Origin of the sequence: Serratia sp. N21D137 (genome assembly GCF_047530005.1) — a bacterium.
Classification (GTDB): Bacteria; Pseudomonadota; Gammaproteobacteria; order Enterobacterales; family Enterobacteriaceae; genus Chania; species Chania fonticola_B.
The window spans coordinates 1-14,283 of the sequence record NZ_JBLJAJ010000016.1 but is presented as its reverse complement, the minus strand read 5'-3'; the positions used below and the strand labels follow the sequence as shown (position 1 = coordinate 14,283).

The following is a 14,283-nucleotide window of genomic DNA, read 5'->3' as shown; positions in this document are numbered from 1 at the left end:
TCATGCACTTTATGACGCTTTTCTTCTTCGATATCTATCCGTATATCGCCGGGGCGATCTTCCTGATCGGCAGTTGGCTGCGTTACGACTACGGGCAATACACCTGGCGTACTGGCTCCAGCCAGATGCTGGATAAAAAGGGCATGCGGCTGGCCTCCAATCTGTTCCATATTGGCATTCTGGGCATTTTTGCTGGGCATTTCCTCGGCATGCTGACGCCGCACTGGATGTATGAGTCTTTCCTGCCGATGGCCGTGAAGCAGAAAATGGCGATGTTTGCCGGTGGGGCCTGTGGCGTGATGATGTTGGTGGGCGGTGTGCTGTTATTAAAGCGCCGTCTGACCAACCCACGTATCCGCGCCACCAGTAGCGTAGGGGATATCCTGATCCTGACGTTGCTGGTCGTACAGGTGTGCCTGGGGCTGTTGACCATTCCGTTCTCTGCTCAACACATGGACGGCAGCGAGATGCTGAAGTTGGTCGCCTGGGCGCAAGCGGTGGTGACCATCCATGGCGGTGCAGCTCAACACCTGGAAGGGGTTGCACTGATATTCAAGATTCATATCGTGCTCGGCATGACTCTGTTCCTGATATTCCCGTTCTGCCGCCTGGTGCATATCTGGAGCGTGCCGGTGGAATATCTGACTCGCCGCTACCAGTTGGTGCGTAACCGCCGTTAATTCCCCGCGTTACCCAGCGGCAAGGTCTTTGGACGTTGCCGCTGTTCGGTTTTCCCCGCATCAATACCCTTTTACCGTTGATTCAGTCATTGATTTTGGCCTGCCTTAGCCGCCCAGGACTTGGCCAAACAGCTTATTCTTATAGATCTCTTTTCGGCGTTGATCTAGGCTGTGCCATTAGGTTAACGGCATGGTTTACCAGGTTAGTTAAGCGAACGGAATCAATCAGTAAAAATTCCTGTTAGGATTTTCCTTATGCTGATGTTAAATAAGGGCTAGATCAACAGAGCGTAAAAAGTTTGATTAATTACGCTGGATGCTAAGCCAAACGAGTTAGGGATAAGCAGACTGAACACCTATGACCATTGATAACCTGTCCCACCCCGTGCTGCCGCTGAAAATCATTGCGACAGGAGCGGCTGTGCCTCCCGGCTGCGTCGAATCTTCGGCGTTGGATCGGCAGTTGAACAAACCCGACGGCTATGTAGAAAAACGCTCGGGGATTATTCATCGCTTTCATGCCAGCAATCAGGCCAGCCAGGCTGAACTGGCCGTCGCCGCATTGGATGACGCGCTGGCTCGCCATACTATTGCGCGTGACTCCATCGATCTGTTGATCTCGGCCTCGGCCATTGCCGTACAGGCATTGCCCTTTAGTGCCGCGCATATTCTTAAAATCGCCGGCTTACCCTCAGGTACCGCAGGTTTTGATATCAATACCAGCTGCGTCAGCTTTATTAGCGCATTGCAGGTGGCGGCTGGGCTACTCAACGCAGGCGTTTACCGGCGTATTGCCATCGTCTCTGCTGATATCGCCTCGCGCGGTATCGACTGGGAAGATGAAGAGTCCTCACTGATTTTTGGCGATGGTGCCGCCTGTGCCATTGTGGAACGCGGCGATGGGCGCAGCGGGATTTTGTCCTACCTGATGGAAACCTACCCGGAAGGCAGCGATCTGTGTGAAATCCGCGCCGGTGGCACACGTCGTAACCCGCGTGCCGGGATGAACGACAGCGATTTTCTGTTCCATATGAAGGGTAAGCAGCTGTTCCGCCAGGCTTCGGCGCTGATTGAAGGCTACCTTGAGCGCTTGCTGAACGCCGCAGGGCTCACCTTGCCACAAATCGCCACCGTGGTGCCGCATCAGGCCAGCCATCTCTCGCTGGAACATATGCGCAAAAGGCTGCATGTAGCGCCAGAGGCGTTGGTGGATATCTATCGTTACCGGGGCAACCAGGTGGCGGCGTCAATTCCTTCCGCGTTGCACGAGGCGGCGATCACTGACAGGCTGAATGCCAATCAGCCGGTAATGTTGATCGGTACCGCTGCTGGGCTGGCCCTGGGCGGCATGGTTCTGCTGCCATGAAAGTCTTGGTAACCGGAGCGACCAGTGGGTTAGGGCGCAATGCGGCCGAGTGGCTGCTGGCTACCGGACATCAGGTGCATGCCACCGGGCGTGATGAAGCCGTTGGCCGTGAGTTGGCGGCACTGGGGGCAAAGTTTACCCCGTTGGACCTGACCCGTGCTGGGGCGGAACAGTGCGAACAGCTGATGAAAGGGTATGACATTGTCTGGCATTGTGCCGCCAAATCTGCCCCGTGGGGCGATCGCAGGGCGTTTTTCCAGGCCAACACCTACGTCACGGAAAAGCTCGCCAAAGCTGCCGGGCGCTGTGGCGTGAAGCGCTTTATTCATATCTCGACCCCGGCGATCTATTTTGACTTTAAACATCATCACAACATTGCCGAGGGTGAATCTGCCCGCCGGTTTGCCAATCATTACGCCGCCAGTAAGTATGCTGCCGAACAGAGCATTGGTGCGCTGTTGCATCGCTATCCGCAAACCACGTACCTGATCCTGCGACCTCGTGGCCTGTTTGGGCCACATGACCGAGTGATCGTACCCAGGATCCTGGCCCAGATGCAGCGTGACAAAGGTGCTCTGCGCCTGCCCGGTGGCGGTAAAGCCTATCTGGATCTGACCTTTGTGCTCAACGTAGTGCATGCAATGGATCTGGCCAGCAACCGGCCGAATTTGCCTTCTGGCGGCATTTATAACATCACCAACCAACAGCCGCAGCGGCTGGAGGATATGCTGCACCAACTGCTGGCCCAGCAGCTAGGCTGGCAATATCGGGTGCAGGCATTGCCTTACCGGCTGTTGTGGGTGGTGGCAGGGGGCATGGAATTGATAGCCCATTTTACCGGCAAAGAGCCGATGCTGACGCGCTACAGCGCGGCGGCCGCCTATTTTGATATGACGCTGGATAACAGCCGCGCGATTGAAGAGCTGGGTTACCGGCCACGTTATAGCCTGGAGCAGGGGATAGAGCTGACAGGGCAATGGATGAAACAGCAGGGGATGGCGGCGCATGGCTAACATCACCCCCTTTGAAATCGGCTATTGTACCCACCTTGGCTGCATGGCGCTGCGTGGCTCGCCAATGCGTAGCTGCAAATTCCCCTCTCGTGCCTACCTGTTGGAGGTGGGAGAGCGTCGCTGGTTATGGGATACCGGTTATGCCAGCTATTTCCAACAGTACACCGCCAGCGGTATTTTCCGATTGTATAGCCAGATCACCCCGGTTTATTTCAGCCCACAGCAGGCGCTGCTTGAGCAGTTGCGTAGCCGGGGTGTCAGTGTGAGTGATATTGAGGCGGTGATTATTTCCCATTTTCATGCTGACCATATCGCTGGCCTGCGTGATTTCAGCAGCCTCAACATGATTTGTTCCGGTGAGGGCTGGCAGCAAACTCGAGAGCTGCGTGGCTTTGCCGCCCTGAAGCGGGCGTTTATACCGGGGTTGATCCCCGAGGAGTTTGAATCCGCATTGCAGTTTGTGGAGTCATTCCCGCTACAGAGTCTGCCAGCCGAACTGGCACCGTTCCAGCAGGGATACGCGCTGCCGGGCAGCGATGGGCAAATCTTCATTGTTCCTCTGCCAGGGCATGCTGCGGGCCACCTTGGCGCCTTTGTCCAAACCGACGCGGGCTGGACGCTGCTGGCAAGCGACGCCGCCTGGTCGCCGCTGAACTACCAGCAACTGCGTGGCCCTTCGCGGCTGGCGAACCTGATCATGGACAACCCGCGTAGCTACTACCAAACCCTTGAAGCGCTCAACCAGCTGCATCATGGCGGCCCGGCGGAGATCCTGTTGTGTCATGAGGGGGATTTATGATCCCGCTGATGACGCTGTGGCACTATCTGCGAGCGCGCAGGCTGCATTTCACCGAACGGGCAGAACTGGAGGCTTACCAGGCGCGTCAGTTAAAACGCTTTGCCCGCCGGGTATTGGCGTATAGCCCCTATTTCCGGCCATACTGTCTGTTACCTGTGAGCGAATGGCCAGAAATGGACAAAGCGATCATGATGACGCATTTTGATCGGATGAATACCGCCGGGCTGCAACTTGAGGCGCTGTTGGCCTGTGCCCGGCGAAGCGAAACCGATCGCGACTTCACCCCAAAAGTGGGCAAATACAGTGTAGGTCTATCGACCGGCACCTCCGGGAGGCGCGGCGTATTTGTGGTCAGCCCGCAGGAGCAGCAGATCTGGGCTGGGGGAATGCTGGCCAAAATGCTGCCGCAAGGGGTATTTGCCGGTGAGCGTGTCGCGCTGTTTCTGCGTGCGGACAACAATCTGTATCACAGCGTCAACAACCGCTGGTTGAGCCTGACGTTTTACGATCTGTTTGCACCCTTTGCCGAGCACTTACCGCAGATTGAACGGGAGCAACCCACCATCGTGGTCGCACCTGCGCAGGTATTGTGCGCGTTGGCTCATGCGGTCGAACGGGGCGAGTTACAACTACAGGTGAAAAAGGTGATCTCGGTGGCTGAGGTGCTGGAGCCGCAGGATCGCCAACTGCTAAAGCGGGTATTTGCCGACGTGGGCGAAGTCTATCAGGCCACCGAAGGTTTTCTGGCTGCCACCTGTAGCCACGGCACCTTGCATCTGAACGAAGAGTTTATTCACGTGGAACCACAGTGGATCGATGAGCAACGCTTTACCCCTCTGATCACCGATTTTACCCGCCGTACGCAGCCGATCGTACGTTATCGGCTGGATGATATTTTGGTTCGGCGTAAAGAGCCTTGCCCGTGTGGCCAGGCCAGCATGGCGTTGGAGCGGATTGAGGGACGCTGTGACGATCAACTGATGCTGCCAGGATTGCAGGGGGAGGCGCAGCGAGTCTTTGCCGATTTGTGCCGCCGGGTGATTGCCAACGCGTTGCCCGCCGTGGCGGATTATCGCCTGACCCAGTTGTCTGGCCAGCGGCTGCACCTGATGGCCGACTGCAGTCCGGAAGAACTGGTAGATTGCCAGCAGCAACTGATTGCGCTGTTTACCCAGCAGGGTATCGCGGTGCAGCAACTGGAATGGCAACTGATCGCGCAACGCATCATGCCGCAGTTCGATGCTAAACGCCGACGTATCGTACGGTTGCCGGAGGTGCCATGAAAGAGGTGATCTATCGCCTATGGCAAATGCTGCTGGGTTGGGGCTTTGTCGGCCTGATTTATAACAGCACTGACCGATGGCAAGGCGCTGGTTATCAGCTGACGCCGAGTTGGCTGGATCGTGCCATTCCCTTCAGCCCGCATGCTATCTGGCTATACTTGTCTTTTTTCCTGATCGTTCCGCTGTGCTATCTGCTGTGTCCGCTGAGCCGGATCAAATGGCTTAGAAGCTCAATGCAGCTTGCCGCTCTTGTTGCGGGGGCCATCTATCTGCTGTGGCCGACGACGATGGACTACCCGGTCGATCAGGGCAGTTCACTCAGCTCAACCATGCTGGCGGCATTGATCGGGATTGATTCCAAACAAAACTGTTTACCTTCTTTGCATATAGCCTTGACGGCCCTGGCCGTGTGGGCCGTGGCGGACAGCCGGAAAAAATGGCGCAGCGTACTGTTGTCGGTTTGGGGAGTGGCGATTGCCTTCTCTATTCTGCAACTGCGCCGTCACCTGTTGGTGGATTTGCTCAGTGGAGCGGTATTGGCCATGGCCGTAGGCTATGCCTGCCAGCATGTTCGATGGATTGTCAGTGATTATCGTCAGGGAGAACGACCATGACTGATCTGGTAATACCGATAATATTTATGCTGTGCGTGGTGCTGGGCGAAGCCCTGTGGCTGCAAAAGCGCAACCGGGGCAGCGTTGATTGGCACGATGTGATCTTCAACCTCAACTCCGGGCATATCATGCTGTGGCTGTTCCGGGGGCTGGAGATCTTCTGCTATGGCTATGTGGCGACCCATTATAGCCTGGGTCTGGTAGATAGCTGGCCGGTCGCGCTGGTGTGGCTGTTTGCCCTGCTGGCGTGGGACTTTGGTTTTTACTGGTTACATCGTCTGCATCACCGTTTCCGCCTGCTGTGGGCGGTGCATGTGGTGCATCACCAGGGCGAACACTTCAATCTGTCGTTGGGCGTGCGTAACTCGTGGTATTCGTCATTAACGTCGATCCCGTTCTTTATGCTGCTGGCGTTGGCCGGTGTGCCGCTTTCGGTATTTATCACCGTTTCGATCCTGCACTACGGCATTCAGTTGTTTAACCATAATGCGCTGACCCCAAAACTGGGCTGGCTGGAAAAAATCTTCGTTACTCCGGCGCACCATCGGGTGCATCACGTCAACGATCTGGCCTATTCCAACCGTAATTTTGGCGGCAGCTTTATCTTCTGGGACAAGCTGTTTGGCACCTTTGGCCCATCGCTGCCGACCGAACCTTTCGCCTATGGCGTACGCGGGGAGAAATCGTCGGCTAACCCGTTCTGGGCCAGCAATCAGCCGTTTTTACGTTACTTCAAACTGCCTTTCAAACCCTCGGCCAATAGCGCCCGTTTCCGCAGTTCCGCCTGGTGTATGGTGAGTGGTGCGTTGCTGCTGTTCGCCCTGGTGCTGGGCTACGTGTATCGTTTCGGGTACGGCTACAACGGCCTGACCGGCGAGCAGGCTGCACTTTTTATGCTGTTGGCGGTAGGTGCGGTGGCGCTGGGTGGGATTGCCGAAGGGCGTAGCTGGGGCGTAAAGGTCTGGTTACTGGTGGCGTTGGCCGCTCCACTGCTGTTGCTGCTGGCGCTGGGTTGGCACCAACCTTACTGGTGGATGATGACCTGCGGCATTGCCGTGCATGGCTGCGCCGTTGCTGCTGGCTGGGGACGCCAGAAGGAGGCAGTGCATGGCTGATTCGTTGCCGCCACTCTCTTTCCCTGCCGATGGGGAACAGGCCTTTCATCGTGAACTGAAACGCCGGGCCCATGCTTATCTGAGCGGTCGTAACGATCACCGCTTTGCCGATGTGACCCGCTGGGCAAAAGCTATCGTTCTACTGTTGTTGTGCGTGGGGTTCTACCTGCTTAGCCTGATGCAGCAGCAGGGGCTGGCGTTTATGCTGTGCTACTTTGCCTTTGTCATGATGGGCATGTTGCTGAACGTCAACGTCAATCATGACGCTTCGCATAACGCGTTCGCCCGCACTCCTTGGGTGAATCGCCTGGCGGGGCGTTTGGTGACGATCCCGCTGGGGGTCGATCCGGACTATTGGCGGACAAGGCACGTCAGCTATCACCATGTGTATGCCAACGTCGAACATTACGATCTGGACACCGAAGAGAACGGCTTTTTCCGCCAGACGCCGTTCCAGCAATGGCGAGCGCACATGCGCTATCAGCACCTTTACTGGCCGCTGATTGCCGCCTTGTCGCTGCCCTATATCGCGCTGGTGTTTGATTGGTCAGACCGGTTGGGCAAAACCCCGTTGGCCGCCGAGGGTGTGCTGGCCGGACGCAAGGGCTGGGCGGTGTTTATTGCCAGCAAACTGTGTCACATAGTGGTGGTGCTGGTGATCCCGTTGGTGGTTTGCCAGCAACACGGCATTGGCTGGCAAACGGTGCTGATCGCCTATCTGTTGAGCCAGATGTTAGCCTCGCTGCTGGTGGTGTTCTTACTGCTGGGTACCCACTGGGCGCAGGCTGAGTTTTATGCTGTGCCAGAAGGAGGCCAAATGCCGCAGGGCTGGTATCGGCACAACTTTGCCACTGCCTGCGACTGGGAAACCTCGCCGAAGTGGTTGCATCATCTGACCGGCGGGCTGAATTATCATCTCACCCATCATCTGTTCCCCGGCTGGAATCACCGCCATTATCCAGCGCTAGCCGCCATTCTGGCTGAACTCGCGCCACGCTATGCCATGGATTATCGCTGCATCAGCTATCGTGAGCTGTTGCAACAGCAGCAACGCTTCCTACGTACGATGGGGCAACAGCCTCTATGAAGATGCCAGACACCACGCCGCTGCGGCCCTTGGCGTTCCAAAGGGAGAACCGCGACATTCATCTGGCGCTGATGCGTGGCAGCCAGGCTTATCTGGCGGAGCGGGGCGACCATCGCTTTGCCGACCGTGGGATGTTCGCCAAGGTGTTGCTGCTGATCCTGGTGTGCGCGGGCTTTTATGCACTCAGTTTGCAACAGCAAAACGCCTGGGCCTATTTCGGCTGCTACGTCGGTTTTATTTTCTCCGCCATGATGTTGACGGTGAACGTGGTGCACGACGCCTCACACAATGCCTTTTTCAAACAGGCACGGCTGAACCACTGGCTTAACTTTATTGTGAGCATCCCGTTGGGGTTGGATGCGGACTGTTGGCGGGTGCGTCACGTTATCTTCCACCATGCCTACAACAATATCGAAGGTTACGATCCGGATATTGAGCCTAACGGCGTGCTGCGGCAAACGCCGTTCCAGCAGCGCAAAACCTTTATGCGTTTGCAGCAATACTACTGGCCGATGGTGGCGGCACTGACTTTCCCATATTACATCTGGCTGTTTGACTGGTTGGATCGGGCTGGCAAAACGCGCATGACGCCCAAGATGATGTTGCAGGGGAGCAAAGGCTGGGGCGTTTTCTTGCTGAGCAAGCTGGCACACTTCACGTTGGCGTTGGCAATCCCGCTATGGCTGATGCCGCCTGAGGTCAGCGCCACCGCGATCTGGCTAACTTACCTGCTGAGCCAGATGCTGTCGTCGTTGGTGTTTGTGATGCTGATTGTGGGTACCCATTGGGCCAAAGCCAATTTTTATCAGGCTCCCGAGCAGGGCAAGATGGTGCATGGCTGGTATCAACATCTGTTTGCCACCACCTTCGACTGGCAGGCCACGCCACGCTGGGTTGGCTACTGGCTGGGCGGTGCCAACCTGCACCTGACCCATCATCTGTTCCCACATTGGAGCCATCGGCATTACCCTGCCTTGGCGAAAATCATTGCCGAGGTTGCGGCCCAACACGGGCTGGATTATCAGTGCCTGGATCTGAAAACGCTGTTGCGGATGCAACAGCGTTTTTTGGGGGCGATGGGGAAGCAGTAGGAACTATTCCGGCTTCATCCCGGCGGCGGTCATCAGCAGGCGAAATAGCGAAGCGACCAAAAACAGCCCCAGGACGCTGGCACTCCAGATAACCACCAGCCAGCCGACGCGTTTCCACCAGGGAATGGTAGCGGTGTTCTCATTCATCGTCTTATTCATCATCAGTGATACCCATCCTCATGGCTCACCTTGCCACGGAACACGTAGTAGCTCCAGAAGGTGTAGACCAAAATAATCGGAATAATAAACAGCGCGCCCACCAGCATAAAGCCCAGGCTTTGTAGCGGCGCAGCGGCTTGCCACAGGGTGATGGTCGGTGGGATCAGCAGCGGCCAGATGCTGATACCCAGACCGCTTAGTCCCAGAAACACCAGCAGCAGCGTCAGCAGGAACGGTGAATAGTGGGCATCGTGACGTACGCCGTGCCAGATCCCCCAGGCGCTGAGCAGCACCAGCAGCGGCACCGGCAGCAGCCAGAACAGGTTCGGCAGGCTGAACCAGCGGGTCGCAATTTCAGGGTGAGCGATCGGCGTCCAGACGCTGACGGCCAGCAGGATTAGCAGCAGGCTAACCAGCAGAGGAGTGGTCAGACGATGCATCCGGGTCTGCAAGCTTCCGGCAGTCTTCATCACCAACCAGGTACAGCCGAGTAACGCATAGGTCACTACCAGGCCCAAACCGCAGAACAGGGCGAACGGAGTGAACCAGTCGAAGGGACCACCAACATAGGCACGTCCTTCCACCGGGAAGCCGTCGATAATCGCCCCGACGACCACGCCCTGGCAGAAGGTGGCCAGGATTGAACCGCCGATAAACGCCTTATCCCAGATATGGCGCTTTTCCGGTTTGGCTTTGAAGCGGAACTCAAAGGCCACGCCGCGGAAGATCAGGCCAAACAGCATCAGCGTGAGGGGAATGGCCAACGCATCCAGGATCACCGCATACGCCAGTGGGAAAGCGCCAAACAGGGCAGCCCCGCCAAGCACCAGCCAGGTTTCGTTGCCGTCCCATACCGGTGCTACGGTGTTCATCATCACATCGCGATCGTGGCTATCTTTCACCCATGGGAACAGAATGCCGATGCCCAGATCAAAGCCGTCCATGACCACGTACATCATGGTGCTAAACACGATGATCACAAACCAAATCAACGGAAGATCGATACCCATGTTCAGCTCCTGTCGTCCAAAGTTTCGTGTACCGCTGAGAGCGGACGTGCCGGAGTGCCGTGGCCGCTTGGCTCGTCACCTTCATGGGCCTGCGGGCCTTTGCGGATCAGGCGCATCATGTAGGAATAACCGACGCCAAACACCGAGCAGTAGACGGCGATAAAGGCCAGCAGGCTCACGCTCATATGGATGTCGCCATGGGCAGAGACGGCATCGGCGGTGCGTTGCAGCCCGTAGACGACCCATGGCTGGCGGCCAATCTCGGTGGTGAACCACCCCGCCAGCAAGGCGATCAGCCCCGAAGGCCCCATCCATAGAATGAAGTACAGGAAGGGTTTGGACTGATACAGTCCGCCGCGCCAGCGTAGCCACAGGCTCCACACGCCAGCCAGGATCATCAGCATGCCCAGCGCCACCATGATCCGGAACGACCAGAACACTACGGTGGAGTTAGGGCGATCTTCTGGTGCGAAGGATTTCAACGCCGGAACCTGCTCGGTAAGGCTATGGGTGAGGATCAGGCTGCCCAGGTAAGGGATTTCCACCTTAAAGCGGGTTTCTTCACGTTCCATATCCGGCCATCCGAACAGGATTAACGGAGTGGCCTCTCCCGGCGGGTTTTCCCAGTGGCCTTCGATGGCGGCGATTTTGGCCGGTTGATATTTCAGCGTATTGAGGCCGTGTGCGTCGCCGATCACCGCCTGGATAGGGGCGACGATCAGCGCCATCCACATAGCCATTGACAGCATCTTGCGCATGGCTGGCGTATCACGGCCACGCAGCAGGTGCCAGGCCGCCGAGGCACCGATAAAGAAGGCCGACGACAGGAATGCCGCGGTGGTCATATGCAGCAGGCGGTAAGGGAAGGACGGGTTGAAGATCACTTTGAACCAGTCAACCGGCACGACCACGCCGTTGATGATCTCGTGCCCCTGCGGGGTCTGCATCCAGCTGTTGGAAGCCAGGATCCAGAAGGTGGAGATCAGCGTGCCGAGTGCTACCATGCAGGTGGCAAAGAAGTGCAGGCCGGGGCCAACACGATTCCAGCCAAACAGCATCACGCCCAGGAATCCGGCTTCGAGGAAGAAGGCAGTCAGCACTTCATAGGTCAGCAGTGGGCCGGTGATACTGCCGGCAAATTCGGAGAAAAAGCTCCAGTTGGTGCCGAACTGATAGGCCATCACCAGGCCGGAAACCACGCCCATGCCGAAGTTGACGGCGAAGATTTTGGACCAGAAATGGTACAAATCCCGGTAAGCCTGATTGCCGGTTTTCAGCCATAGGCCTTCGAGCACCGCCAGATAGCTGGCCATGCCGATGGTGATCGCCGGAAAGATAATGTGGAAGGAAACGGTGAAGGCGAACTGGATCCGTGCCAGCTCCAATGCATCAAGTCCGAACATGGAGCCTCCTTGATTTGTTCATAATCGGCCTCTTAGGAAAGCGAAAGCTTGCTTATTAAAACTTGCGCTAAGTAGAGCATGGAGTAGAGTAACGATAACAGTGACAGTTATTTTACTTTTTCCTATAACAGTTGGAATTGTATGACCAGATATGAACAGCTTGCCCAGCAGATCCGCGAACAGATCCAGAACCGGGTATGGCGTGCCGGGGATAAACTGCCCTCGCTGCGGGAAAGTGGCAAACGTGCCGGGCTGAGCCTGATGACGGTGGTGCAGTCATACCAGCTACTGGAAAGCCAGGGCTGGATCGTAGCGCGGCCGCAGTCTGGTTACTATGTGGCGGCCCGTTCACAGGCGTTACCACAGCCCATTCGGGGTGAGAAACTGCTGGTAAGCGAACAGGTGGATATCAACGCCTTTATCTTTGACGTACTGCAAGCCTGTAAGGATCCAGAGATTGTGCCCTTCGGTTCGGCTTTCCCGGATGCCACCCTGTTTATGCAACCCAAGCTGGCCAGGGCGCTGAGTAGCGTAGCCCGGAAATTCACACCTCACAGTTCCCTTGCCAATCTGCCGCCCGGCAACGAGGCATTGCGTCGCCATATTGCCCAACGCTATGCGCTGAATGGGATGCAGGTCTCCCCTGATGAGATTGTGATCACCGCCGGAGCGATGGAGTCATTAAGCCTCAGCCTGCAAGCGGTGACGCAGCCGGGGGACACGGTGGCGATTGAATCCCCGGCATTTTACGGCGCGTTGCAGGCGCTGGAACGTCTGAAACTGAAAGCGGTGGCGATCGCTACCCACCCGCAGCACGGAATCGATCTGGATTCGTTACAGCAGGCGATTGAGCAGTATCCGATCAAGGCCTGCTGGCTGATGACCCATTTCCAGAACCCGCAAGGGTCGAGCATGTCGGACGAGAATAAACAACGGCTGGTGACGATGCTGCGCGAGCATCAGATCTCGTTGTTGGAAGACGATGTGTACGGCGAGCTCTATTTCAGCGCCGAGCGGCCCTTGCCAGCCAAGGCGTTGGATCAGGGCGGGCAGATTTTGCACTGCTCGTCGTTCTCAAAATGTCTGGCTCCGGGATTTCGCGTGGGTTGGGTAGCCGCAGGGCGATATGCACCGCAAATTCAGCGCTTGCAGTTGATGAGCACTGTTTCAACCAGCGTGCCGACCCAGATGGCGATTGCCGATTATCTGCTGCATGGTGGTTATGATACCCATCTGCGTCGCCTGCGGCGTTTATTGGCCCAGCGCCAAAGTGCCATGCATCAGGCGATCGCCCAACACTTCCCGCCGACGGTGAAGGTCAGCCAGCCGGACGGAGGCTATTTCCTGTGGCTGGAGCTGGAGGCGACACAGTCATCCATGGAGCTCTACCAGCGTGCGCTGGCGGAGGGCATCAGTATTGCGCCGGGGCGAATGTTCACCACCGGCGATCGTTTCAACCACTGTTTCCGCCTGAACGCCTCCTTTGAGTGGAGCGACAGGCTTGAAACCGCCATCAAGACCTTGGCCAGGCTGATCCGTAGCCTGGGCTAGGCCAGGTAATGCTTCAATGCACGTCCTGCCTGATGAATAGCCGAATGCACCGCCGGAACCTGTGCGAGGGGGTTTAACAGGCCGTAATCGTGGATCAGCCCATTGTAGCGGGTGGCGGTCACCTCGACGCCAGCCGCGTTCAGCAGGCGGGCGTAGGCCTCCCCCTCATCCCGCAGTACGTCCAGCTCGGCGGTCTGGATCAGCGCGGGTGGCAGCCCTTGCAACTGTTCCAGGCTCGCATTGAGCGGTGAGGCGTAGATCTCCTTACGCTGGGCCTTGTCGGTGGTGTAGTTGTCCCAAAACCACTTCATCATATTGCGCGTCAGGAAATGGCCTTCAGCAAACTGATGATAGGAATCGCGATCAAAACTGGCGTGGGTGACCGGCCACAGCAGGATTTGGCAGCGCAGTGCCGGCGTGCCTCGCTCTTTAGCCATCAGGCTGACCACCGTCGCCATATTACCGCCAACGCTATTACCTACTACCGCCAGCCGGGTACCGTCGACGTTGATCTTTTCTCCGTATTCCGCCACCCATTCCGTGGCCGCGTAAGCTTGCTCGATGGCGGTGGGATACTGGGCTTCTGGTGACGGTGTGTAATTGACAAATACCGCTACCGCTCCGGAACTGTAAACCAGGTCGCGCACCAATCGTTCGTGAGTTGGGAAGTCACCCAATACCCAACCACCGCCGTGGAAAAACATGAATACCGGCAATTTCCCTTTCACTCGTGGCGGGCGCACGATGTGCAGCAGGATGTCCTGACCGGCCACGTGAATGGTTTTCTCTTCGATCTCGACCTCAGGCTGTACCACCTCCACGCTGCGTTGCGCGCCTTCCAACACTTTACGTGCCTCCTTTGGCTTCATCTGTTCCATCGGTTTGCCGCCGCTGGCATTCAACTCCGCCAGAAAGGCGGCTACGTCTTTGACCGCTGCGGGCTGGGTGGCATCAAAGGTTTTCTTGCTCATGTTGGGATCCTTAAGTGTCAATGCCAATCGAATAGTGACCCAGGCTGCCAAAGTAAATCTGACCCACCCCTGTTAGCGGTTAGCCAGAAATGTCGGCGGTTGCCGGCTTCTTCAACTGACCACTTTTTAACTTGTCCTTCA

At 57.0% G+C, this 14,283-nt stretch carries 14 protein-coding genes; 10 read left to right on the top strand and 4 right to left on the bottom strand.

What is annotated here, in order from left to right; all coding sequences use genetic code 11:
* Positions 1 to 2: 2 nt before the first annotated feature.
* The 9 genes from narI (at position 3) to ACMV5H_RS13940 (ending at position 9,048) form a co-directional block, all read left to right on the top strand.
* On the top strand, positions 3 to 680 hold the full coding sequence (gene narI / locus ACMV5H_RS13980; RefSeq protein WP_414821994.1) for a respiratory nitrate reductase subunit gamma: 678 nt from the start codon (positions 3 to 5) through the stop codon (positions 678 to 680).
* Between the two features lie 358 nt (positions 681 to 1,038).
* Entirely contained in the window at positions 1,039 to 2,046 is a 1,008-nt protein-coding gene (locus ACMV5H_RS13975; protein ID WP_414821993.1) for a 3-oxoacyl-[acyl-carrier-protein] synthase III C-terminal domain-containing protein, read from the top strand.
* Positions 2,043 to 3,059, top strand: coding sequence for an NAD-dependent epimerase/dehydratase family protein (locus tag ACMV5H_RS13970; protein ID WP_414821992.1), 1,017 nt, complete (start codon positions 2,043 to 2,045; stop codon positions 3,057 to 3,059). Before ACMV5H_RS13975 ends, ACMV5H_RS13970 begins: the two co-directional genes overlap by 4 nt.
* Positions 3,052 to 3,858, top strand: coding sequence for an MBL fold metallo-hydrolase (locus tag ACMV5H_RS13965; RefSeq protein ID WP_414821991.1), 807 nt, complete (start codon positions 3,052 to 3,054; stop codon positions 3,856 to 3,858). The genes ACMV5H_RS13970 and ACMV5H_RS13965 overlap by 8 nt, the downstream gene beginning before the upstream one ends.
* Entirely contained in the window at positions 3,855 to 5,141 is a 1,287-nt protein-coding gene (locus tag ACMV5H_RS13960) for a F390 synthetase-related protein (RefSeq protein ID WP_414821990.1), read from the top strand. Before ACMV5H_RS13965 ends, ACMV5H_RS13960 begins: the two co-directional genes overlap by 4 nt.
* Positions 5,138 to 5,755 (top strand): phosphatase PAP2 family protein, encoded by a 618-nt coding sequence (locus tag ACMV5H_RS13955; protein ID WP_021805667.1) that lies wholly within the window; start codon positions 5,138 to 5,140, stop codon positions 5,753 to 5,755. The genes ACMV5H_RS13960 and ACMV5H_RS13955 overlap by 4 nt, the downstream gene beginning before the upstream one ends.
* Positions 5,752 to 6,870: a sterol desaturase family protein gene (locus tag ACMV5H_RS13950; protein WP_021805666.1), complete on the top strand. Its 1,119-nt coding sequence runs from the start codon at positions 5,752 to 5,754 to the stop codon at positions 6,868 to 6,870. The genes ACMV5H_RS13955 and ACMV5H_RS13950 overlap by 4 nt, the downstream gene beginning before the upstream one ends.
* Positions 6,863 to 7,957, top strand: coding sequence for a fatty acid desaturase family protein (locus ACMV5H_RS13945; protein ID WP_021805665.1), 1,095 nt, complete (start codon positions 6,863 to 6,865; stop codon positions 7,955 to 7,957). The genes ACMV5H_RS13950 and ACMV5H_RS13945 overlap by 8 nt, the downstream gene beginning before the upstream one ends.
* A gap of 2 nt (positions 7,958 to 7,959) precedes the next feature.
* A complete protein-coding gene (locus tag ACMV5H_RS13940; protein WP_037375557.1) occupies positions 7,960 to 9,048 on the top strand; it encodes a fatty acid desaturase family protein in 1,089 nt (362 codons plus the stop codon).
* A 3-nt stretch (positions 9,049 to 9,051) separates the two neighbouring features.
* Here ACMV5H_RS13940 and ACMV5H_RS13935 read toward each other — a convergent pair whose 3' ends face one another.
* Genes ACMV5H_RS13935 through ACMV5H_RS13925 form a run of 3 tightly spaced genes read right to left on the bottom strand, consistent with a single transcriptional unit; the run spans position 9,052 to position 11,620 of the window.
* Positions 9,052 to 9,195 carry a DUF2474 domain-containing protein gene (locus ACMV5H_RS13935; RefSeq protein WP_094983222.1) on the bottom strand — a complete coding sequence of 48 codons (144 nt, stop codon included), beginning with the start codon at positions 9,193 to 9,195 and terminating at the stop codon, positions 9,052 to 9,054.
* A 14-nt stretch (positions 9,196 to 9,209) separates the two neighbouring features.
* Positions 9,210 to 10,217: a cytochrome d ubiquinol oxidase subunit II gene (cydB, locus tag ACMV5H_RS13930; RefSeq protein ID WP_059201083.1), complete on the bottom strand. Its 1,008-nt coding sequence runs from the start codon at positions 10,215 to 10,217 to the stop codon at positions 9,210 to 9,212.
* Between the two features lie 2 nt (positions 10,218 to 10,219).
* A complete protein-coding gene (locus ACMV5H_RS13925) occupies positions 10,220 to 11,620 on the bottom strand; it encodes a cytochrome ubiquinol oxidase subunit I (protein WP_059201082.1) in 1,401 nt (466 codons plus the stop codon).
* A gap of 141 nt (positions 11,621 to 11,761) precedes the next feature.
* Here ACMV5H_RS13925 and ACMV5H_RS13920 point away from each other — a divergent pair, with 141 nt between their 5' ends.
* Complete coding sequence (locus ACMV5H_RS13920) at positions 11,762 to 13,171, top strand: PLP-dependent aminotransferase family protein (protein ID WP_094983220.1); 1,410 nt, start codon at positions 11,762 to 11,764, stop codon at positions 13,169 to 13,171.
* On the opposite strand, the gene ACMV5H_RS13915 is transcribed toward ACMV5H_RS13920, so the two are convergent.
* On the bottom strand, positions 13,168 to 14,142 hold the full coding sequence (locus ACMV5H_RS13915) for an alpha/beta hydrolase (RefSeq protein WP_414821989.1): 975 nt from the start codon (positions 14,140 to 14,142) through the stop codon (positions 13,168 to 13,170). The genes ACMV5H_RS13920 and ACMV5H_RS13915 overlap by 4 nt on opposite strands.
* Positions 14,143 to 14,283: the final 141 nt, after the last annotated feature.

Coding starts and splice junctions, on each gene's coding strand:
- narI (WP_414821994.1), top strand. CDS start 3: ATGCACTTTATGACGCTTTTCTTCTTCGATATCTATCCGTATATCGCC.
- ACMV5H_RS13975 (WP_414821993.1), top strand. CDS start 1,039: ATGACCATTGATAACCTGTCCCACCCCGTGCTGCCGCTGAAAATCATT.
- ACMV5H_RS13970 (WP_414821992.1), top strand. CDS start 2,043: ATGAAAGTCTTGGTAACCGGAGCGACCAGTGGGTTAGGGCGCAATGCG.
- ACMV5H_RS13965 (WP_414821991.1), top strand. CDS start 3,052: ATGGCTAACATCACCCCCTTTGAAATCGGCTATTGTACCCACCTTGGC.
- ACMV5H_RS13960 (WP_414821990.1), top strand. CDS start 3,855: ATGATCCCGCTGATGACGCTGTGGCACTATCTGCGAGCGCGCAGGCTG.
- ACMV5H_RS13955 (WP_021805667.1), top strand. CDS start 5,138: ATGAAAGAGGTGATCTATCGCCTATGGCAAATGCTGCTGGGTTGGGGC.
- ACMV5H_RS13950 (WP_021805666.1), top strand. CDS start 5,752: ATGACTGATCTGGTAATACCGATAATATTTATGCTGTGCGTGGTGCTG.
- ACMV5H_RS13945 (WP_021805665.1), top strand. CDS start 6,863: ATGGCTGATTCGTTGCCGCCACTCTCTTTCCCTGCCGATGGGGAACAG.
- ACMV5H_RS13940 (WP_037375557.1), top strand. CDS start 7,960: ATGCCAGACACCACGCCGCTGCGGCCCTTGGCGTTCCAAAGGGAGAAC.
- ACMV5H_RS13935 (WP_094983222.1), bottom strand. CDS start 9,195: ATGAATGAGAACACCGCTACCATTCCCTGGTGGAAACGCGTCGGCTGG.
- cydB (WP_059201083.1), bottom strand. CDS start 10,217: ATGGGTATCGATCTTCCGTTGATTTGGTTTGTGATCATCGTGTTTAGC.
- ACMV5H_RS13925 (WP_059201082.1), bottom strand. CDS start 11,620: ATGTTCGGACTTGATGCATTGGAGCTGGCACGGATCCAGTTCGCCTTC.
- ACMV5H_RS13920 (WP_094983220.1), top strand. CDS start 11,762: ATGACCAGATATGAACAGCTTGCCCAGCAGATCCGCGAACAGATCCAG.
- ACMV5H_RS13915 (WP_414821989.1), bottom strand. CDS start 14,142: ATGAGCAAGAAAACCTTTGATGCCACCCAGCCCGCAGCGGTCAAAGAC.